Here is an 18,258-nt window from a genome sequence, read left to right as displayed (position 1 = left end):
CGCCGGAGCCGACCCGCACCCGGCCCCGCGTGTCCGCGAGCAGCCAGCATCCCCGAGGGGGCTGTGCCTCCTCACCGTGCACGTAACCGGGAGGCCAAGGCATGGGCGACAAGGCGAACGCACACCCCGGAGCCGCCGGCAGGGCTACAGCGGCCGACCACCCCGCGTCCGTACGGAATGTGGTGCTGGTCGGCCACAGCGGATCGGGCAAGACGACTCTGGTGGAGGCCCTCGCGCTGACCGCGGGGGCGGTGAACCGGGCGGGCCGTGTGGAGGACGGCACCGCCGTGTCCGACTACGACGACATCGAGCACCGGCAACAGCGCTCGGTACAGCTGTCCCTGGTACCGGTCGAATGGGACGGCTTCAAGATCAATCTCCTGGACACACCCGGGTACGCCGATTTCGTCGGAGAGTTACGGGCCGGTCTGCGCGCGGCGGACGCGGCCCTTTTCGTCGTTTCGGCGGCCGACGGCGTGGACGGTGCGACCCGCATGGTGTGGGAGGAGTGCGCGGCGGTCGGCATGCCGCGGGCCATCGTGGTGACGCACCTGGAGGCGGCGCGCGCCGACTTCAGGGAGATGACGCGGACCTGCGCCGCGGCCTTCGGGGCCGACGACCCCGACGCGGTCCTGCCGCTGTACCTGCCGCTGCACGGCGCCAAGGGACCGGACGGGCACGCACCGGTGACCGGCCTGATCGGGCTGCTCTCGCAGCGGATCTTCGACTACGCGTCCGGCGAACGGAAGGAGTCCGAGCCGGGCGAGGACCAGCTCCCGCTCATCGAGGACGCCCGCGACAAACTGATCGAGGGGATCATCTCCGAGAGCGAGGACGAGTCCCTCATGGACCGCTATCTCAGCGGCGAGGAACTCGACTTCAAGACCCTCGTGGACGATCTGGAAAGGGCCGTGGCACGCGGCATCTTCCACCCCGTGCTCGCGGCGGCCCCCGCGGCCGAGGGCGCCCGGCAGGGCATCGGCACGGTGGAACTCCTCGAACTGATCACGGGCGGCTTCCCCACTCCCCTGGAGCACCCGGCGCCCGCCGTCACCACCCCCGGCGGCAAGGCGCGGCCCGCGCTCACCTGCGACCCCGCGGGACCGCTGGTAGCCGAGGTCGTGAAGACCGCGTCCGACCCCTACGTGGGGCGCGTCTCGCTCGTACGGGTCTTCTCCGGCACCCTGCGCCCCGACGAGACGGTGCACGTCTCCGGGCACGGCCTGGCCGACCGCGGCCACGAGGACCACGACGTCGACGAGCGCATCGGCGCGCTCTCCTCCCCCTTCGGCAAGCATCAGCGCACGCTCTCCAGCTGTATCGCGGGAGATCTGGCGTGTGTCGCCAAGCTGAACCGCGCCGAGACGGGCGACACCCTCTCGGCCAAGGACGATCCGCTCCTGATGGAGCCCTGGGACATGCCCGACCCGCTGCTTCCGCTCGCCATCCAGGCACACAGCAAGGCGGACGAGGACAAGCTCTCCCAGGGGCTCTCCCGGCTGGTCGCCGAGGACCCGACGATGCGCCTGGAACAGAACCAGGACACCCATCAGGTGGTGCTGTGGTGCCTGGGCGAGGCCCATGCCGATGTCGCCCTGGAGCGGCTGCGCAGCCGGTACGGCGTGCAGGTCGACGTGGTCTCCCACAAGGTCTCCCTGCGGGAGACGTTCGCGGGCAAATCGGCGGGGCGCGGCCGTCATGTGAAGCAGTCCGGCGGCCACGGCCAGTACGCCATCTGCGAGATCGAGGTCGAACCGCTGCCGGGCGGCAGCGGCATCGAGTTCGTCGACAAGGTCGTGGGCGGCGCCGTGCCCCGGCAGTTCATCCCGTCCGTCGAGAAGGGCGTGCGCGCGCAGGCCGCGAGGGGTGTGACCGCGGGCTACCCCCTGATCGACGTACGCATCACGCTGCTCGACGGCAAGGCGCACTCGGTGGACTCCTCCGACGCCGCGTTCCAGACGGCGGGCGCGCTCGCCCTGCGCGAGGCCGCGGCCGACGCCAGGATCCACCTCCTGGAGCCGGTTGCCGAGGTGCGGGTCCTGGTCGGCGACGACCATGTGGGCTCGGTGATGAGCGACTTCTCGGGGCGCCGCGGCCGGGTGGTCGGGACCGAGCAGGCACCGGGCGGACGCACACTCGTTCGGGCCGAGGTGCCCGAGATCGAGATCGGGCGTTACGCCGTGGACCTGCGGTCCCTCTCGCAGGGCACCGCACGCTTCAGCCGCGCGTACGCACGGCACGAACCCATGCCGCCGCAGCTCTCCGAGAGGATCCGTGAACAGGCCCAGGACGTCACCTAGTTGACGGCCCCGGCAGGGTGCACCGGATGCGCCCTGCCGGATGCCGGTGCACACCGATACGCTGATGACCTGATCAACAGGTGTGCCAGGCAAGGAAGTCGGGAAGAGCCGCAGCAGCGAGACAGTGCGGCGATGGGGGCGGCAGTGGCGGACGACGGATTCGACTTCAGGCCCGGGGCCCAGGTCCCCCTGTCCGGGACCGCGGGACAGACGGCGGCGACGAATGCCCTCGCGTCGGCCGCGTACCGCGACGACAAGGTGTCGAAGATCCTCGACGCCAACAACGAGTGGCACAAGTCCGAGGTGCACAAGGGCCTCTGGTCCCTCTTCGCACCCAATCTGGGCGAGGCGTTCGCGCGTGCCGTGCAGGTGCGGATGCTCGGCGGCGCGCGCAAGCCGCTCATCCAGTCGTTCGGCATGGAGCCGCAGTCGATCGTCGAGCACTGCCTCGCGGCGAACAACATCCGCAAGGAGCGCGACCGCTGGCTCACCCTCGTGATGGTGCTGTGCGGGCTGCTGTTCCTGCCCGGACTGCTCCTGTGGCTGTTGCTCTTCACGGCCAAGCAGGCGGTCGTCAAGCGGGACAACAAGCGGGCGAGCGCGATCGCGACGGCCGTGATGGTCGCCGTGGGAGTCCTCGCCGTGATCTTCCTCATCAAGCTGCCGATCGGCGGCCTCCTCGGCTGGTACATCCGCGCGGCGATCGTCGTCCCCGTGGCCGGCTGGTTCTGGGCCAAGCTGATCGCCGAGCGCACCGCGAGGGACCTGCGCGACCGCTGGTCGAGCCTGCTGGCCGGCGGCGGCATCGGCGCCAAGATCCCCGAGGCGGTGCCGGGCAGTCCGGGCGAGACGACCGCCGAGCAGCTGCGCCAGGGCCTGGCCCGCCTCTCCGCCGAGCAGCAGAGCAACTCGGTCTTCTACGCGGGGCCCAAGGGAATACTGGGCATGGGCACGCGCTGGGGCAGCTGGCAGCTGGCCGAGGAGCTGGTGTCCAGCAAGGAAGGCACGGAGATCCATCCGTTCCGCAGCTGGGACGTCATACGGGCCGTGCACGACCAGCTGCGCATGCTGGAACGCGGCCCCCTGCACACCGGCGGCTTTCCGACCCCGTCGATAAAGCACTGGATCGTCTCCCCCGTCGGGGAGAACGCGAAGGCGGTCTCCCGCCCCGGCGGCACGGAGGTCGAGGCCTTCCAGGTCCGCGGCCACGAGATACAGCGGATCTGCAACGAGCAGCAGTTCGGCGGCGGCGACCGGCACTATCTGGGCTGCCAGTTCACTCTCTGGGACGGTCAGCTGGTCATCACGATGCTGATCACGGTGACCGTCCTGCACGAGACCCTGCGCATCGAGGTCACCGGCCACGCGCTCGGCCCGGTCCACTCGCTGTTCACCAGCAAGCCCGACCCCAAGGTCAAGAGTGTCGCCAAGCCCATCAAGTTCTGGGAGACCATGGAGCGCAAGCTGCCGCTGATCGACGCCGACGAGGTCGTGCGCCTCGCGGTGCGTGCGCCCTTCACGTGGTATCCGCCGATCCTGGACCACCTCGGCGGCAAGCTGGTGCTTCCCGAGCCCTTCGGGCTGCGGCACGCCTGGGCTGACAAGCCGTGGCGGCACCGCTTCATGGCCGACGACGCGCTGCGCGCCGCCACCCCGGTGCTCCGCGTAGTGCACTCGGCGGCCATCAAGGTCCTCGAGGAGAACGGCGTCGACACGGCGAAGTTCGGCAACCGCTCCGGCCTCCTCAGCGGGATGGTCCAGGACCCGATGCCGAGGAAGGCGGACGTGTACGACGCGTGAGGCGCGTCAGAGAGCGGCGGGCCAGGCGTCGGCCAGCATCTTGCGGGTGTCCGCGAGCAGCTGCGGAAGGATCTTCGTGTGGCCGACGACCGGCATGAAGTTCGTGTCCCCGCCCCAGCGCGGCACGATGTGCTGGTGCAGATGCGCGGCGATGCCGGCGCCGGCGACCGTGCCCTGGTTCATGCCGATGTTGAAGCCGTGCGCGCCTGAGGCGGTGCGCAGGGCCGTCATGGCCTGCTTGGTGAGCTCGGCGAGTTCGGCCGTCTCCGGGGCGGTCAGCTCCGTGTAGTCGGCGACGTGGCGGTAGGGCACGACCATCAAGTGGCCGCCGTTGTACGGGTAGAGGTTGAGCACCGCGTACACCTGCTCGCCCCGCGCGATCACCAGGCCGTCCTCGTCGGATTTGGCCGGGATGGAGCAGAAGGGACAGCCGTCGTCGGCCCCCGGGCCGCTCGGCTTGTTCTCGCCCTGGATGTACGCCATCCGGTGGGGCGTCCACAGGCGCTGGAACGCGTCCTGCGTCCCCACTCCGATCTGCTGCTCCGGCTCACTCGTCATGCAGTGCAGCATATGACTTCGCCCGATCGAAGCGTGTCGGCGGGGCGCCCGCCGGGCGCAGCACCGCGAAGCTGGGGCGATGAGGGATGAAAGGCGTCAGGCACGCTGGGAGAACCGCACGGAGGCTCCGCTCGCCGTGGCCTCGCTGCTCTACCTGACCGTGTACGCGGTATGGGTCCTCGCCGCCGGGCTGCCCGCGGTGTGGCGGGGCGTCTGCCTGGCGGTGCTCCTGGCCGCCTGGGCCGCGTTCGCCGTGGACTACGCGGTGCGGTGGCGGCTGAGCGGGCAGGGCCCCCGCTTCGTGCGCACCCACTGGCTGGACACCCTGGTCCTCGTTCTGCCCCTGCTGCGGCCGCTGCGCGTCGTGCACGTCTACGAGGCCGTCCAGCGCAGACACGGGAGGCCGCGTCTCGCGCTGCACGCGCGCGTGGTCACGTACGCCGGTCTCTCCGCGCTGCTCCTCGGCTTCACCGGGGCGCTCGCCGTCTACCAGCAGGAGCACACGGCACGGGGCACGACGATCCATACGTTCGGGGACGCGGTGTGGTGGGCGGCGGCCACGCTGGCGACCGTGGGCTACGGCGATGTGTCGCCCGTGACGCCGATGGGGCGCCTGATCGCGGTGGGCATGATGGCGTGCGGCCTCGCGCTGCTCGGCGCGGTGACGGGGTCGTTCTCGTCGTGGCTGCTCCAGGTGTTCGCGCGGGAGGACCCCGAGGACAACGAGAGGCCCCCGGGGCGCTGAACGTCCCGGGGGCCTCGTCTCGCCGCGTCAGCGGGAGGGGGTCACACCTGCTGGCGGCTCTCCACCACGTCGAGCAGCTTGGCCAGCGCCTCGTCGCGCGGGATGCCGTTCTCCTGCGAGCCGTCGCGGTAGCGGAAGGAGATCGTGCCCGCGTTCATGTCGTCGTCACCGACGATGATCATGAACGGGACCTTCAGCTTCTGCTGCGTCCTGATCTTCTTCTGCATACGGTCCGACGAGGCGTCCACGTCGACCCGCAGGCCCTTCTTCTTGGCCTCGGCCGCGAACTCCTGGAGGTACGGGATGTGCGCGTCCCCGACGGGGATGCCGACCGCCTGCACGGGGGCGAGCCACGGCGGCATGGCGCCCGCGTAGTGCTCCAGGAGCACCGCGAAGAACCGCTCGATCGACCCGAAGAGGGCACGGTGGATCATCACCGGACGCTGCTTGGAGCCGTCCGGCGAGGTGTACTCCAGGTTGAAGCGCTCCGGCAGGTTGAAGTCGAGCTGCACGGTCGACATCTGCCAGGTGCGGCCGATGGCGTCCTTGCACTGCACGGAGATCTTCGGGCCGTAGAACGCGGCGCCGCCCGGGTCCGGGACCAGCGGGAGGCCCTGCTTCTCGGCGACCTTGCGCAGCGTCTCGGTGGCCTCTTCCCAGATCTCGTCCGAGCCGACGAACTTCTCCGGGTCCTTGGTGGACAGCTCCAGGTAGAAGTCGGTCAGGCCGTAGTCGCGCAGCAGGTTCAGCACGAAGGTCAGCGTCGAGTCGAGCTCGTCCGCCATCTGCTCCTTGGTGCAGTAGATGTGCGCGTCGTCCTGGGTGAAGCCGCGGGCACGGGTCAGACCGTGCACGACACCCGACTTCTCGTACCGGTACACGGTGCCGAACTCGAAGAGGCGCAGCGGCAGTTCACGGTACGAACGCCCGCGCGCGTCGAAGATCAGGTTGTGCATCGGGCAGTTCATGGGCTTGAGGTAGTAGTCCACGCCCTCGTCGAGCTGCATGGGCGGGTACATGCCGTCGGCGTACCAGTCCAGGTGGCCCGAGGTCTCGAAGAGCTTCCCCTTCGTGGCGTGCGGGGTGTAGACGAACTCGTACCCCTCCTCCTCGTGCCGCTTGCGGGAGTAGTCCTCCATGACCCGGCGGATGATGCCGCCCTTGGGGTGGAAGACCGCGAGGCCGGAGCCGATCTGCTCGGGGATGGAGAACAGGTCCAGCTCGTTGCCCAGCTTGCGGTGGTCGCGCTTCTCGGCCTCGGCGAGGAACTCCAGGTGCGCCTTGAGCTCGTCCTTGGTGGGCCAGGCGGTGCCGTAGATGCGCTGGAGCATCGGGTTCTTCTCGCTGCCGCGCCAGTACGCGGCGGCGTTGCGCATCAGCTTGAACGCCGGGATGTTGCGGGTGGTGGGCAGGTGGGGACCGCGGCAGAGGTCCTTCCAGCACAGGTCGCCGGACTTCGGGTCGAGGTTGTCGTAGATGGTCAGCTCGCCGCCGCCCACCTCGACGTCCGCGCCGTCGTCACTGGACGCGGAGCCCTTGATGCCGATGAGCTCCAGCTTGTACGGCTCGTCGGCGAGCTCCTCGCGGGCGGCCTCGTCGGTGACGACGCGGCGCGAGAAGCGCTGGCCGCGCTTCTGGATCTCCTGCATCTTCTTCTCGACGGCCTTGAGGTCCTCGGGCGTGAACGGCTTCTCGACGTCGAAGTCGTAGTAGAAACCGTCCTTGACCGGCGGGCCGATGCCCAGCTTGGCCTCGGGGAAGAGCTCCTGCACGGCCTGGGCCATCACGTGCGCGGTGGAGTGGCGCAGGATGTTCAGGCCGTCCTCGGAGGAGATCTCGACCGGCTCGATCTCCTCGCCGTCCCGCACGGCGTACGCGAGGTCCTTCAGCTCGCCGGCCACGCGGGCGGCGACGATGGTGCGCTCTCCGGGGAAGAGTTCGGCGGCCGTAGTGCCCGTCGTCACCACGCGCTCTTCCCGCTCGGAATCGCGTTGGATGATCACACGGACGTCTGACACCGGTCTTCTCCTACCTGAAGGGGGTCGCGGCAGTCTGCTCCTGCGCGCGAAACGAATCGTACCGAGCCGGGGGCGCCCATCGCGAAACGGTTCTCTCCCCGGCCCCCGCCGCGCCCCGCCTCAGTCCCCGCTGCACGCCTCCTCGAAGAAGTCGAGATTCTCCTGGAGCGACTTCATCAGGCGGTCCTTCTCGCCCTCGTCCACCTGCACGGGCGCCACCCCGGAGGCCCCGGTGAGCCGCCGGAACCCGCCCCTGCTCTCCAGGCGTCCGTGCACCCGGATCGGCAGCCCCACCAGATGGGCATGGCCCGCGATGCGGTACGACTCCTCGTCAAGGGTCATGCGTACGTGGGGGACGTCGGCGCCCGCGAGCACCCGGACCCGCACCGTGCCCTCTCCCCGCGGCCCCGACCGCCGCATCCGCACCACGGCCCCCGTGATCCGCACCGGCATCGCCGGCTCGTCCCGCAGATAGCGGGCGCTCGCCTCCCGCAGCACCGTCAGATCACCGGGCGAGAACTCGACGGGCTCGGCGTCGACGGCGCACCCCTCGGGCACCCCGGCCGCGGGCGCCCAGTCCACCGCGACCCGCGCCCCCTCCGTGCCCCGCACCAGGGCGACGACGGCCTCCGTCAGCTCATGGCTGACGCCTGCCTCGACGGCGCCGTCGAAGGCGTCCATGCCACCGGTGGCGCGCTGGTAGTCCACGGCCTCGCGGACCGCGTACAGCGCCTGGTGCAGCCGTACCGCGATGAGCCGCCCGGTCAGGACGGGCACGAACGCGGTGAGCTGCCGCCCGCCCGGAGCGGGCCCGACCAGGACGCTCTCCAGGGACGCGGCGGCGGGCCCGCGGTGCCGCGCCCCGTAGTACCCGGCACGGCCGCGCGCCGCGAGGGCTCCGGCGAGCAGCATCTGCCGTGCCGCCGACCGCAGTTGTTCCTCCGCCGTCCAGGTGGCCGCGCCCGCGGGACCGGCCGGTACGTCCCGGCACCAGCGGATCTCGTCGCTGGGCACGGTGAGCCCCACGAGCACGTCGCGCGCGGACGGCGACGCGCTGCGCGCCAGGGCGGTGAGCGCCTCGCCGAGCAGGTCCTCGCAGTCCGGGAAGGCCCTGTTCTCCGGGACCAGCAGACTCGTGCCGCCACCGCCGGGCCCCGGCGGGGTCCAGCGGGCGTAGCGCCCTGCCGCTCCCCCGCGCCGGCGCCAGCCGTGCCGGGCGAGCAGCGCGCCGAGTACGGCGGGGTCGACCTGCGAGGGCTCGGGGGGACCCAGCGGTGCCTGCGGGCCGGGCCAGCCGGCCGCGGCTTCGACGGGGTGGGGGCGGACGGGGCGTAGTGGCTCTTCCATCGGGCGGTGCATCAGGGTCTCCCTCCCGTCCCGACCCGCGTCATGATCTCGCAGAGGGCCCTGTCGTCGAAGATCCGCGAGGTCGGGACACGGACGGTCGTCCTGCGCCGGCCGGTCACCTGGTGTCCGGCGAGGTTGGTCCAGTAGCAGCAGTGCCGCAGGTCGAGCCGGTCATGGCTCGCCCGCAGCCAGTCGTCCTGCGACCGGGGCACGAGCATCACGACCAGGATCTTGTGCACCGAGACCGGGGTGCGGGCGAGCTTCTCCAGGTGGGGGTTGTCGAGAGTGAAGGAGAAAGCCGGACCCGCCGGGTTCGGCGGTATCTGGTAGGTGCACTTGAGCTGCACCTTGATGGTGACTTCGTCGTCGACCGTGTGCCCGGGGGCGCTGTGGCTGACGTGCCAGTCGATGCCGTTGTCGGGAAAGGGCTGGGAGAGCGAGCACCCCGCCGCGGCGGCGACGGCGTGCAGATAACCCACCTGAAGGGTCTCCATACAGGCGGTGGTGGCGAGTGTGCCGCGCGGCGGTGCGATCCGCTCGGGCAGCAGCCCACCCTGTTCGGGCTGCGCGAGCGCCATGTCCAACGAGCCTTCCGAACCAGTGAATCCCCGCATCGGGCCGGTCAACGTCCAAGCCCTGTACCTCTGTTGTCTCCGGGCCGCGTACAGCGCAAACGGCCCGGGTATCACCGGTGTGGGCAGGGGGAGAACAGCCATCTGCCGGACATGATCGAGGAGTTGCGTCACTATGACGTGCTGGTACGAGGGGCCCTTGGCCGCATTCGACACGGAGACCACGGGCGTCGACGTCGAGACCGACCGCATTGTGTCGGCCGCCGTCGTCGTCCAGCAAGGTGCGGGCACCCGCCCGCGGATCACGCGCTGGCTGGTGAACCCGGGCGTTCCGGTGCCCGAGGGGGCCACCGCGGTGCACGGCCTGACGGAGGAGCATCTGCAGCACAACGGCCGATGGCCCGCCCCGGTGATGGAGGAGATAGCGAGGGAACTGGCGGAACAGGGCGCCGCGGGCCGCCCCCTGGTCGTCATGAACGCACCGTTCGATCTGACGATCCTGGACCGGGAGTTGCGCAGGCATCGCGCGTCGTCGCTCGGTCACTACATAGCGGGCTCACCGCTGTGCGTCCTGGATCCGCGGGTCCTGGACAAGCAGCTCGACCGGTACCGCAAGGGCCGCCGCACGCTCACCGATCTGTGCGCGCACTACGCGGTGGAGCTGGACGAGGCGCATGACGCGGCGGCCGACGCGCAGGCCGCGCTGGATGTCGTACGAGCCGTGGGAAAGCGTTTCGCGTCCCGGCTCGAGCGGCTCTCGGCGGCCGAGCTGCACGCGTTGCAGGCGGTGTGGCACGCGGCGCAGGCGCGCGGTCTGCAGGCCTGGTTCGCGCGCAGTGGTACGCCGGAGACGGTGGATCCGGCATGGCCGCTGCGTCCCGAACTTCCGGCGGCGGCCTGACACATGCTGTCTTCGGGCATGAAAAAACCGGTCCGTCGGTGACGGACCGGCATTCTCCGGGTGGGCGATACTGGGTTCGAACCAGTGACCTCTTCGGTGTGAACGAAGCGCTCTCCCACTGAGCTAATCGCCCGGGAACGGACTGAACACTACAGGTCTTCGCGGGTTTCCTTCAAACCGCTTCCACGAATGCCCTCAGTCTCCTCTGAGGTGCGCCTTCAGGCCTCGCTCTCCCCCGCGCATCATCAGCGCGTGGTTGAGGAGGAAGACGGGTCTCCCGGGGACGGCGAGGCGTCGCATCAGCGGTTTGCGCACCACCACTTCCTGGTCGTAGAGGGCCCGCGTCCCGCCCGGCACCGCCGTGACGGTCCAGCGCGCCCAGCCGTCCAGATCCCCGGTCATCACGATCTCCAGGATCCCGGCGGCCGGGTCGCGGCGCCGTTCCTCGGCGGTGACGAACAGGTCGTACGGCAGCAGGGAGCGGAAGCGCGCGGTGCCGGTGTGGTCGTCGACGGGGGTCACCTCCCGCACCTGCGGCCACCACGCCGGATAGTCCTCGGCGCGTTCGAGGACGGCGTACACGTCGGCGGGTGGCGCGGGCACGTTCCAGACACTGCGGAAGCGGTAGTGACTCCAGTCCATGGACCGAGTCTGCCGGTAAGGCACCGATCTGAGTACGTACTGAGTATCCGCGCCCATGCCCGGCGACGTGTCCTGGACCACACTCCACGGACATGACGAACATTCCGTCCCCGGCCGAGGAGCTTCGCATCCTCGACCTGGAGCTGCGCGGACTCGACGCGCGCAGGACGCAGTTGCTGCAACGCCGCGCCTGGCTGATCGGCGCCCTCCCGAGGGCTGCCACGCCCGCGCCTCCTCCTCCACGGCAGGTCCGTGCTCCCGAGGCCACACCGCCGAACGTGCAGAACGCGCTGCTCACACTCGGCGGCATCCTCCTGACGATCGCGGCGGTCGCCTTCACGCTGGTGAGCTGGGGGCACCTGGGCATCGGCGGGCGCAGCGCGGTCCTGGCGGCCGTGACGCTGACGGCGCTCGGCGTGCCCGTGCTGCTGCTGCGCCGCAAGCTGCGCTCGACGGCGGAGACGGTGGCCGCGCTCGGCCTCGCTCTGACCGTCCTCGACGCGTACGCCGTCCATGCTGTCGCCCTGCCGCGGGCCGATGCCCTCGGCTACACCGCGGCGGCGTCCGCCGTGCTGGCCGCGCTGTGGACGGCGTACGGCCTCTCCTTCCGCTCGCTGCGGCTGCCCTTGCCGCTGGCCGTGGTGACCGGTCAGCTTCCCCTGTTCCTGTGGGCGCGGGCCGCGGACGCGGGTGACCACGCGACGGCGGCGGCGCTTCTGGTGACGGCGGCGCTCGATGCCGCCGTCGCGCTGCGGGTGAGCGACCCGGTCATCCGCACCGTCGCGACCGTCGGCGCCTGCGCCACGGGACTGTGGGGCGCGCTGGCCGCCGGGCAGTTGTCCTGGTCGGCCACGGATCTGCCCGCCGCGGCGGCGGCCGGGGCGCTCCTGATACTGGGCGCGTCGATCGCGCTGGTGGCGGCATGGCTGATCGCGGAACCCCCGGCGGCAACGGCTTCGGCGTTCGCGGGCGGTCTGCTCATCGCCGCCGCGACCGGTGGCGTGCTGCGCGAGGCACTGCCCGCCGCCTGGACGGTCCCCGCCTATCTGGTGTGCGCCGTCGCACTATTGGCGGTCGTACGCACCGCACTGCCCCGCCCGGTCCTGCGCGGCATCGCCGGTGCGGCACTCCTGGTGCAGGCGCTCGCGGCACTGTGGACGCTTCCGGCGGTCGTCACCGCTCTCCTTGGTCCCACGAATTGGGCGGCAAAGGCATGGTCGGGCGCACCGCGGGACATGGACGACGCGCTCGCCCTCCCCGGACTGCCCGTGCAGCACCCCGTCATGGCAGCACTCGTCCTCGCCACCGTGGCCGGGGTCCTGTCCACGGCGCACCGACTCCTGCTCCCGGCCCTCGAACACCCCGGGGAAGCACCACAGGGCCACACCGCGGCCGCCCCTGCCTCAGCTCCTGGCACGGGTCCCGCCGCAGCGCCCACGAGCACACCGCCCCTCGACGCCATCAGCGCCACCCGCTGCGCCGCCCTGACCCTCGCCTGGGCCGCCCTCCTCGTCCTGCCGTCCGCACTCCAACTCCCGTACGCGATCGGGGTGTCGGCGTATGTCGCGCTGGCCGGTGCCCTGCTCGCCGTCGCGTCGCGTGTCGGATCGAAGGCGGTCGGCCTCACCTCGCTGGGCCTGGCGGTCAGCTCCTCGGTGAGCGTCGCGTTCTTGGCGCTGGCAAGCGTTGAGGCGACGCTCGGCACCCTCGGCGCCCTGACCGTGCTGTTCCTGGCGGCGACCGTGTTCGCCGCCCGCCGCCGGACCGCCGCGCCGGGCGCCGCGCCCGCCGCTGCCTGCGCCACCGTCGCGTACGCCACCGCGTTCCTGTCTGCCGCGGGCACGGCCTGGGACCTGCGTCCTGAGCACATCGGGCTGCTCGTGCTCGTCGTCCCGGCGCTCAGCGCCCTCTCCGCGGCCCGGCTCGGCCCGCATCCGCTGACGCCGCCGGTCGAGATCACCGGAGCCGTCGCGGGCGGGCTCGCGATCGTCCTCACCGCGGGGCACACGGCGACCCTCGCCCTGGCCCTCGCGCTCGGCGGCGTCATCGCCGCGGGCACCGCGCTCCGCACGGACCGCCGCCGGGCCGGATACGCGGCCGGGGTGCTGTTCCTCCTGGCGAGCTGGGTGCGGCTGGCCGCCTGGGACGTCACGACCCCGGAGGCCTACACCCTGCCGGTCACCGTCCCCGCTCTGCTGATCGGCGCCCTGCGCCTGCGCCGCGCCCCCGAGACGTCCTCCTGGACGGCCTACGGCCCCGGCCTCGCGGCGACCCTCCTGCCGAGCCTCGTCGCCGCCTGGAGCGACGCCCACTGGCAGCGTCCGCTGATCCTCGGCAGTGCGGCCCTGCTGATCACGCTGGCGGGCGCCCGGCACCGGCTGCAGGCGCCCCTGGTGCTCGGCGGCACGGTCCTCGCCCTGGACGCCCTGCACGAACTGGCGCCCTACATCGTCCAAGTGGTGGACACCCTGCCGCGCTGGCTGCCGCCGGCACTCGCCGGGCTTCTGCTCCTCGCGATCGGCGCGACGTATGAACAGCGGCTGCGCGACGCACGCCGGGTCCGTGACGTTCTCGGCAGAATGCACTGACTCCGCTTTTCCGCGGCGACAGCCGACGGAGTATCAATTTCCTTCTGCCACACGGGAAATCGAGCGAATACGACTGCGGCCCGGAGGCTTTAAGCCTCCGGGCCGCAGTTCCGGGGTGGGCGATACTGGGTTCGAACCAGTGACCTCTTCGGTGTGAACGAAGCGCTCTCCCACTGAGCTAATCGCCCCGGGCGCACGGAGAACATTACCGCATGTCAGCGGGTGCCTCCGACCGCCTCGGAGTCACCCGCGGGTCACTCCTTGATCTTCCACGGCATCTCGAAGCCGAACTTCCAGACGTAGATCCCGACCAGTACGGCGATGATCACCAGGCCGATGGTCGTCAGGATGATGTTCCGGCGGCGCACCTTGGGGTCGAGCGCACGCTGCGCCGCCTCCGTGACCTTCCGCTTCGTCCAGCGAAGCACCAGCTGGGCCCAGACGAACTCGGTCGCCCAGATCGCCATTCCGCCGAAGATCACCAGCCAGCCGGGCCCGGGCAGCGGCAGCATGACGATGCCCGCGGCCACCACGGCGAGGCCGACGATGAAGACGCCCACCTGCCAGCTGAGGTGCAGCGCCTTGCGGGCCTGGATGAACTCCGGCGCACGCGATCCGAGCGGCTGTTCGTCCTTCGTGCCGGCGATTGTTTCGGCAACCTCCGGCTCGTTACTCCCCGTATTCATACGGCCAAACCCTACCGGACGGAAACCCGTCACTGGAATGGCTGTACCAACCGAACGAACAACCCGCCGTACGAGCTACCTAAAGACACCCAAAACCCTCAGAGGGGTTTACAACGGCACCGTAGGTGGCATGTCGATTTCGCCGACGTGCGAATCCCCGAGCGCACACTGAGCGAAAGGCCCTGGCGCTTATGAACACCACGGTCAGCTGCGAGCTGCACCTGCGCCTCGTTGTGTCGAGCGAGTCCTCACTGCCTGTACCCGCAGGACTGCGGTATGACACGGCCGATCCCTATGCCGTGCACGCCACCTTCCACACCGGAGCCGAGGAAACCGTCGAGTGGGTGTTCGCCCGCGACCTCCTCGCCGAGGGCCTGCACCGGCCCACCGGTACCGGCGACGTCCGAGTCTGGCCGTCCCGGAGCCACGGTCAGGGTGTTGTCTGCATCGCCCTGAGTTCCCCCGAGGGTGAGGCTCTGCTCGAGGCCCCGGCGCGGGCCCTGGAATCGTTCCTGAAGCGAACCGACGCGGCCGTGCCTCCCGGTACGGAACACCGCCACTTCGATCTGGATACGGAGCTCTCGCACATCCTGGCCGAAAGTTAGTTCCAGGCCGCGCGAGAGCGCCCGGCGCCGTCCGACTCGGGGCGACGGCTCGGGCATGACAACCGCACAGAGCAGACACACCGGCGCCGTCGCCGCGGATTCCCGCGGGGACGGCGCCGGTGTGTCGTGTCGTGAAGCCGCTAGCATCGGCCAGCACCGGCGGGCACCCTTCCACGCTCTCAACGAGCAGGGGGGACCCCCACCACCCCCAGGCCAGGGAGCAAATCGTGCTGATCACCCACGACACCCGGTGCGCACTCGACGCCGTGGTCGATCTGGTGAACACCGCACCGGACACCGAGAGCGCGGCGAGCGGCGGGACGGAGGGGCTCGCGGACCTGGCGGCCCTGGGCGAGTTCGTACGAAACCACGACATAAGCGACGTCGGGGTACTCACGGAGCGTGACCTGACCGGGGTCCGGCACATCCGGGGCCGCTTCCAGGAAGTCTTCGCGGCACCCGAGCCGCAGGCCGCGGCGGCAGTGATCAACGAGCTGATCGCGGCGGCGGGCACCACGCCCCGCCTCACCGACCACGACGGCTACGACTGGCACGTGCACTACTTCGCGCCCGGCGCCTCCATCGCCGACCACCTCGCGGCGGACTGCGGGATGGCGCTCGCCTTCTTCGTGGTCGCCGGCGAGCAGGAGCGGCTGCGACGCTGCGAGGCCCCCGACTGCCGGCACGCCTTCGTCGACCTCTCCCGTAACCGCTCACGCCGCTACTGCGACAGCCGCACCTGCGGCAACCGGCTGCACGTCGCCGCTTACCGGGCCCGGCGCAAGGAAGCCGCGGGCTGAGCCCCTGCCGCGGCGTGGACCCGGCGCTTTCCCCCGCCGAGGCCCCCCGAGCCTCCCGAGCCTCCCGCTAGAGCCGCAGCAGATCGTGCAGCGACCCCATCAGGATCAGCACACCGATCACCGCCAGGAAGATCATCAGGGGTGGTTGGGAGAGCGCGAACAGACAGCCCTTGGGCTCTTCCGTCGCGGCTCGCTCATCGGTCGGCGGGGCGGCATCGCCCTGTGCGGTGTCCAGCATCTCGCCGCGATGATGACTCAGTCGCGGAGGTGCCGATGACCAACACGCCCGGAAAGCGCGGGAGTTCGCCGCATTCCGTGACCTGCGAAAGTCCAGCGTCCCGCGCGTTCCGGCCATGACCCAGCAGCGACGCGCCTCGTCAGACTCGGGGGCACCGCCGTCCACACGAACGAGGGACTCCGATGGGCATCGAACGCAGACGGATGTTGACGACCGCGCTCGGCACGACCGCTGCCGCGCTGGTGCCGCTCCCCGACCCCGCGTTCCCCGGCTGACCGCCTCGCGCACGAGTGCCGTGGCGCTCCGCTCTCTAAGCCGCTCTCTGAGGCCGGTCTCAGATGCCGGTCTCAGATGCCGGTCTCAGATGCCGTGCTTCTTCAGGATGGCCTCGATGTCGCTGAAGTCCTCCTTGGGCGCGGCGGCCTTCGACTGAGCCGCGGGCTGGGCGGCCGGGCGGGCGCCCTGGCCCAGGGAGGGTGCGGACGCCGCGGGGGCCACCGCATCGCGCTGGGCCGCCTTCGCGGCCTTGCGCTCCTTGCGGGTGCCTCCGGAGCGGCGCTCCACGGTGCGAGTGATCATAAAGAGGAGCCAGGCGACGCCGAGCACCCCGAAGCCGGCCCACGCCTTCATGCTGAAGGCGGTGTCCGACAGCCATCCGACGACACCGGTCATCACGAGGGCGACCGGGACCAGCGAGTAGGCGGCAAGGCGCGTGGCCGCGAGGAAACGCTTGCGGTAGGCCGTGATCGCGGCAATGCCGAGGCCGGCCGCGGATACGGCGGAACAGACGGTCTCGGCAATCATCCGGTCCTCCAGGCGTGCGGGCGTAGACGGTGGCCCTGAATGGCACGGTCTTCCCTTCCATCCTGCACCGGGTGGGCCCTCCCGGGCCACGCTCCGAGCGGACTTCAGGGACATATCAGGGTCACGTCTCCTCCGCAGGTTCCGGTCGGCGCCCCCGGCCCCGGTTGGGAGGCGGACGCGGGGCTGGAAGACTGTGTCCCATGAGCGACTCTGCCCCCGCGGCCCCCGCCGGCCCCCTCGTCATCGACATCTGGTGCGAGCTGCAGTGCCCGGACTGCCGGACCGCCCTCGACGACGTACGCGCGCTCCGTGCCCGCTACGGCGACCGTGTCGACCTGCGCCTTCGGCATTTCCCCCTCGAAAAGCACCAGCACGCCTTCGCCGCCGCCCAGGCCGCCGAGGAGGCCTTCGAGCAGGGGCAGGGCTGGCCGTACGTCGAGGCCGTGCTCGGCGCGGTCGAGGAGCTGACCCGCAAGGGCGAACCCTTCCTGGTCGAGGCCGCGCGGGAACTGGGCCTGGACGCGGAGGAGTTCGACACCGCGCTCGTCGACGGCCGGCACATCCTGATCGTCGACGCGGACCAGGCCGAGGGCAAGGCGATCGGCGTCACCGGGACGCCGACGTACGTCATCGGGGGCGAGCGCCTCGACGGCGGCAAGAGCCAGGAGGGCCTGCGCGAGCGCGTCGAGGAGATCGCGGACCGCCTGCTCGCGGCCGACGGCCAGGACGCCTAGAACACCTGCAACGGCTCCTGAAACGCTAGAGCAGCTGCTTGTAGACGTAGTACATGACCGGCTCGAAGCCCAGCGACTCGTACAGGCGCAGGGCCGGGGTGTTGCCCGCGAAGACGTTGAGGCCCAGGCGGCCGAGGCCCGCCTCCTGCGCCTGGGTCTCCGCGAGGCACATCAGGGACCGGCCGTGGCCGCGCCCGCGGTACTCCTCGTCGACCGCGACGTCGAAGACGAACGCGTCGGATCCGCGCTGCGCCAGCCACAGGGTGCCGACCGCCGTGCCCTCGTGGGTGAGCACACTGAGGCGGGTGCCGGGGGTGGCGATGCCCTGCGGCAGATGGTCCGCGTGGTCGGCGTCGGACTTGGCGCGCGCCTCCGCCGCGGGGACGCCGCGCTCGATCCAGGTCTGTGCGTAGTCCTCCTTCTCGCGGGCCAGCCAGACCTCGTACTCGTCCTCCGTCATCGGCCGCCCCTCGACGCCCTCCGGCAGCGCGGGCGGCCCTTCGGCCAGGGACTTGACCATCTGACGGTTGCGCTCCACGTAGCCGAGGGACACGGCGAGGCGGTGGGCCGCCGCGGCCTCGGCGGGCACGGCCACCTCGATCCGCTCGCAGCCCCAGCCGCGCGCCACCTCCTCGGCGGCGAGCACCGCCACGGTGGCACGGCCGCGTCTGCGGTCGGGCTCCTTGATGCTCAGATCCCGCATCTCGGCGACACCGGGCCCGAACACGGGATGCGTGGCGAGTTCTATCCCGCCCACAGGACGGCTGTTCACGCGCACTTCGTACGTGCGTGACTTGGCGCCGTCAGCGCTCTGCTGAAGCGGCCCGGTCGGCCGCAGGGTCGTGGTCATCAGTGGAGTTCTACCCGCCCTGCGGCTCGTGCGTCATGTGGATTACAAGCAGTTGCGGCCTCTTGCCCGG

Annotated in this window: 17 protein-coding genes and 2 tRNA genes; 8 read left to right on the top strand and 11 right to left on the bottom strand. The window is 70.9% G+C overall.

The genetic code is table 11. The features are described from left to right. Positions 1-101 precede the first annotated feature (101 nt). Both AB0E78_RS21215 and AB0E78_RS21210 read left to right on the top strand, forming a co-directional pair. Positions 102-2,300, top strand: coding sequence for an elongation factor G-like protein EF-G2 (locus tag AB0E78_RS21215; protein WP_361834459.1), 2,199 nt, complete (start codon positions 102-104; stop codon positions 2,298-2,300). A 132-nt stretch (positions 2,301-2,432) separates the two neighbouring features. Further along, positions 2,433-4,100 carry a hypothetical protein gene (locus AB0E78_RS21210; RefSeq protein ID WP_361834456.1) on the top strand — a complete coding sequence of 556 codons (1,668 nt, stop codon included), beginning with the start codon at positions 2,433-2,435 and terminating at the stop codon, positions 4,098-4,100. 6 nt (positions 4,101-4,106) lie between these two features. Here the strand turns inward: AB0E78_RS21210 and AB0E78_RS21205 are convergent, their stop codons facing one another. Further along, complete coding sequence (locus AB0E78_RS21205; protein WP_361834454.1) at positions 4,107-4,670, bottom strand: HIT domain-containing protein; 564 nt, start codon at positions 4,668-4,670, stop codon at positions 4,107-4,109. A gap of 67 nt (positions 4,671-4,737) precedes the next feature. Here AB0E78_RS21205 and AB0E78_RS21200 point away from each other — a divergent pair, with 67 nt between their 5' ends. Beyond that, positions 4,738-5,403 (top strand): potassium channel family protein, encoded by a 666-nt coding sequence (locus AB0E78_RS21200; protein WP_361834451.1) that lies wholly within the window; start codon positions 4,738-4,740, stop codon positions 5,401-5,403. 41 nt (positions 5,404-5,444) lie between these two features. Here AB0E78_RS21200 and thrS read toward each other — a convergent pair whose 3' ends face one another. The 3 genes from thrS to AB0E78_RS21185 all read right to left on the bottom strand — a co-directional run bounded on the left by thrS (position 5,445) and on the right by AB0E78_RS21185 (position 9,346). Further along, positions 5,445-7,421, bottom strand: a complete 1,977-nt coding sequence (gene thrS, locus AB0E78_RS21195; protein ID WP_361834449.1) for a threonine--tRNA ligase — start codon at positions 7,419-7,421, stop codon at positions 5,445-5,447. Positions 7,422-7,541: 120 nt separating this feature from the next. Beyond that, positions 7,542-8,783: a hypothetical protein gene (locus AB0E78_RS21190; protein WP_361834689.1), complete on the bottom strand. Its 1,242-nt coding sequence runs from the start codon at positions 8,781-8,783 to the stop codon at positions 7,542-7,544. After that, on the bottom strand, positions 8,780-9,346 hold the full coding sequence (locus AB0E78_RS21185; protein ID WP_361834447.1) for a DUF4365 domain-containing protein: 567 nt from the start codon (positions 9,344-9,346) through the stop codon (positions 8,780-8,782). The genes AB0E78_RS21190 and AB0E78_RS21185 overlap by 4 nt, the downstream gene beginning before the upstream one ends. Before the next feature lie 169 nt (positions 9,347-9,515). Between AB0E78_RS21185 and AB0E78_RS21180 the strand changes: the two genes are divergently transcribed. Continuing rightward, positions 9,516-10,241 carry a 3'-5' exonuclease gene (locus tag AB0E78_RS21180; RefSeq protein ID WP_361834444.1) on the top strand — a complete coding sequence of 242 codons (726 nt, stop codon included), beginning with the start codon at positions 9,516-9,518 and terminating at the stop codon, positions 10,239-10,241. Between the two features lie 61 nt (positions 10,242-10,302). Here the strand turns inward: AB0E78_RS21180 and AB0E78_RS21175 are convergent. Together AB0E78_RS21175 and AB0E78_RS21170 are read right to left on the bottom strand one after the other, a co-directional pair. Then, positions 10,303-10,374 (bottom strand) — tRNA-Val (locus AB0E78_RS21175). A gap of 62 nt (positions 10,375-10,436) precedes the next feature. Next, the gene (locus AB0E78_RS21170; protein WP_361834441.1) at positions 10,437-10,883 is read right to left on the bottom strand and encodes an SRPBCC family protein; all 447 of its coding nucleotides are present in this window, start codon (positions 10,881-10,883) and stop codon (positions 10,437-10,439) included. Positions 10,884-10,975: 92 nt separating this feature from the next. Here AB0E78_RS21170 and AB0E78_RS21165 point away from each other — a divergent pair, with 92 nt between their 5' ends. After that, positions 10,976-13,471 (top strand): hypothetical protein, encoded by a 2,496-nt coding sequence (locus AB0E78_RS21165; protein WP_361834439.1) that lies wholly within the window; start codon positions 10,976-10,978, stop codon positions 13,469-13,471. A gap of 116 nt (positions 13,472-13,587) precedes the next feature. On the opposite strand, the gene AB0E78_RS21160 is transcribed toward AB0E78_RS21165, so the two are convergent. Together AB0E78_RS21160 and AB0E78_RS21155 are read right to left on the bottom strand one after the other, a co-directional pair. Then, positions 13,588-13,659 (bottom strand) — tRNA-Val (locus tag AB0E78_RS21160). 66 nt (positions 13,660-13,725) lie between these two features. After that, positions 13,726-14,157, bottom strand: coding sequence for a TIGR02611 family protein (locus tag AB0E78_RS21155; RefSeq protein ID WP_361834436.1), 432 nt, complete (start codon positions 14,155-14,157; stop codon positions 13,726-13,728). 191 nt (positions 14,158-14,348) lie between these two features. Between AB0E78_RS21155 and AB0E78_RS21150 the strand changes: the two genes are divergently transcribed. Both AB0E78_RS21150 and AB0E78_RS21145 read left to right on the top strand, forming a co-directional pair. Then, on the top strand, positions 14,349-14,762 hold the full coding sequence (locus tag AB0E78_RS21150) for an SsgA family sporulation/cell division regulator (protein ID WP_003959770.1): 414 nt from the start codon (positions 14,349-14,351) through the stop codon (positions 14,760-14,762). 227 nt (positions 14,763-14,989) lie between these two features. After that, positions 14,990-15,562: a CGNR zinc finger domain-containing protein gene (locus AB0E78_RS21145; protein WP_361834433.1), complete on the top strand. Its 573-nt coding sequence runs from the start codon at positions 14,990-14,992 to the stop codon at positions 15,560-15,562. 67 nt (positions 15,563-15,629) lie between these two features. On the opposite strand, the gene AB0E78_RS21140 is transcribed toward AB0E78_RS21145, so the two are convergent. Both AB0E78_RS21140 and AB0E78_RS21135 read right to left on the bottom strand, forming a co-directional pair. After that, positions 15,630-15,800, bottom strand: a complete 171-nt coding sequence (locus tag AB0E78_RS21140; protein ID WP_361834430.1) for a hypothetical protein — start codon at positions 15,798-15,800, stop codon at positions 15,630-15,632. Between the two features lie 360 nt (positions 15,801-16,160). Beyond that, positions 16,161-16,604, bottom strand: coding sequence for a hypothetical protein (locus AB0E78_RS21135; RefSeq protein ID WP_361834428.1), 444 nt, complete (start codon positions 16,602-16,604; stop codon positions 16,161-16,163). Positions 16,605-16,804: 200 nt separating this feature from the next. Between AB0E78_RS21135 and AB0E78_RS21130 the strand changes: the two genes are divergently transcribed. Beyond that, a complete protein-coding gene (locus AB0E78_RS21130) occupies positions 16,805-17,338 on the top strand; it encodes a DsbA family protein (protein ID WP_361834425.1) in 534 nt (177 codons plus the stop codon). Between the two features lie 25 nt (positions 17,339-17,363). On the opposite strand, the gene AB0E78_RS21125 is transcribed toward AB0E78_RS21130, so the two are convergent. Continuing rightward, positions 17,364-18,188 (bottom strand): GNAT family N-acetyltransferase, encoded by an 825-nt coding sequence (locus tag AB0E78_RS21125; RefSeq protein WP_361834422.1) that lies wholly within the window; start codon positions 18,186-18,188, stop codon positions 17,364-17,366. Positions 18,189-18,258 lie beyond the last annotated feature (70 nt).

It is taken from the genome of Streptomyces sp. NPDC032198 (assembly GCF_040636975.1).
Taxonomy (GTDB): domain Bacteria; phylum Actinomycetota; class Actinomycetes; order Streptomycetales; family Streptomycetaceae; genus Streptomyces.
Note: the sequence above shows the minus strand (reverse complement) of the source record. Positions and strands in the feature narration are given on the sequence as shown.

Bases quoted from the DNA above. Each gene is read 5' to 3' on its own strand.
- AB0E78_RS21215 (WP_361834459.1), top strand. From the start codon at position 102: ATGGGCGACAAGGCGAACGCACACCCCGGAGCCGCCGGCAGGGCTACA.
- AB0E78_RS21125 (WP_361834422.1), bottom strand. From the start codon at position 18,188: ATGACCACGACCCTGCGGCCGACCGGGCCGCTTCAGCAGAGCGCTGAC.
- AB0E78_RS21170 (WP_361834441.1), bottom strand. From the start codon at position 10,883: ATGGACTGGAGTCACTACCGCTTCCGCAGTGTCTGGAACGTGCCCGCG.
- AB0E78_RS21185 (WP_361834447.1), bottom strand. From the start codon at position 9,346: ATGGCGCTCGCGCAGCCCGAACAGGGTGGGCTGCTGCCCGAGCGGATC.
- AB0E78_RS21140 (WP_361834430.1), bottom strand. From the start codon at position 15,800: ATGCTGGACACCGCACAGGGCGATGCCGCCCCGCCGACCGATGAGCGA.
- AB0E78_RS21210 (WP_361834456.1), top strand. From the start codon at position 2,433: ATGGGGGCGGCAGTGGCGGACGACGGATTCGACTTCAGGCCCGGGGCC.
- AB0E78_RS21135 (WP_361834428.1), bottom strand. From the start codon at position 16,604: ATGATTGCCGAGACCGTCTGTTCCGCCGTATCCGCGGCCGGCCTCGGC.
- AB0E78_RS21165 (WP_361834439.1), top strand. From the start codon at position 10,976: ATGACGAACATTCCGTCCCCGGCCGAGGAGCTTCGCATCCTCGACCTG.
- AB0E78_RS21200 (WP_361834451.1), top strand. From the start codon at position 4,738: ATGAGGGATGAAAGGCGTCAGGCACGCTGGGAGAACCGCACGGAGGCT.
- AB0E78_RS21150 (WP_003959770.1), top strand. From the start codon at position 14,349: ATGAACACCACGGTCAGCTGCGAGCTGCACCTGCGCCTCGTTGTGTCG.
- AB0E78_RS21130 (WP_361834425.1), top strand. From the start codon at position 16,805: ATGAGCGACTCTGCCCCCGCGGCCCCCGCCGGCCCCCTCGTCATCGAC.
- AB0E78_RS21155 (WP_361834436.1), bottom strand. From the start codon at position 14,157: ATGAATACGGGGAGTAACGAGCCGGAGGTTGCCGAAACAATCGCCGGC.
- AB0E78_RS21180 (WP_361834444.1), top strand. From the start codon at position 9,516: ATGACGTGCTGGTACGAGGGGCCCTTGGCCGCATTCGACACGGAGACC.
- AB0E78_RS21205 (WP_361834454.1), bottom strand. From the start codon at position 4,670: ATGCTGCACTGCATGACGAGTGAGCCGGAGCAGCAGATCGGAGTGGGG.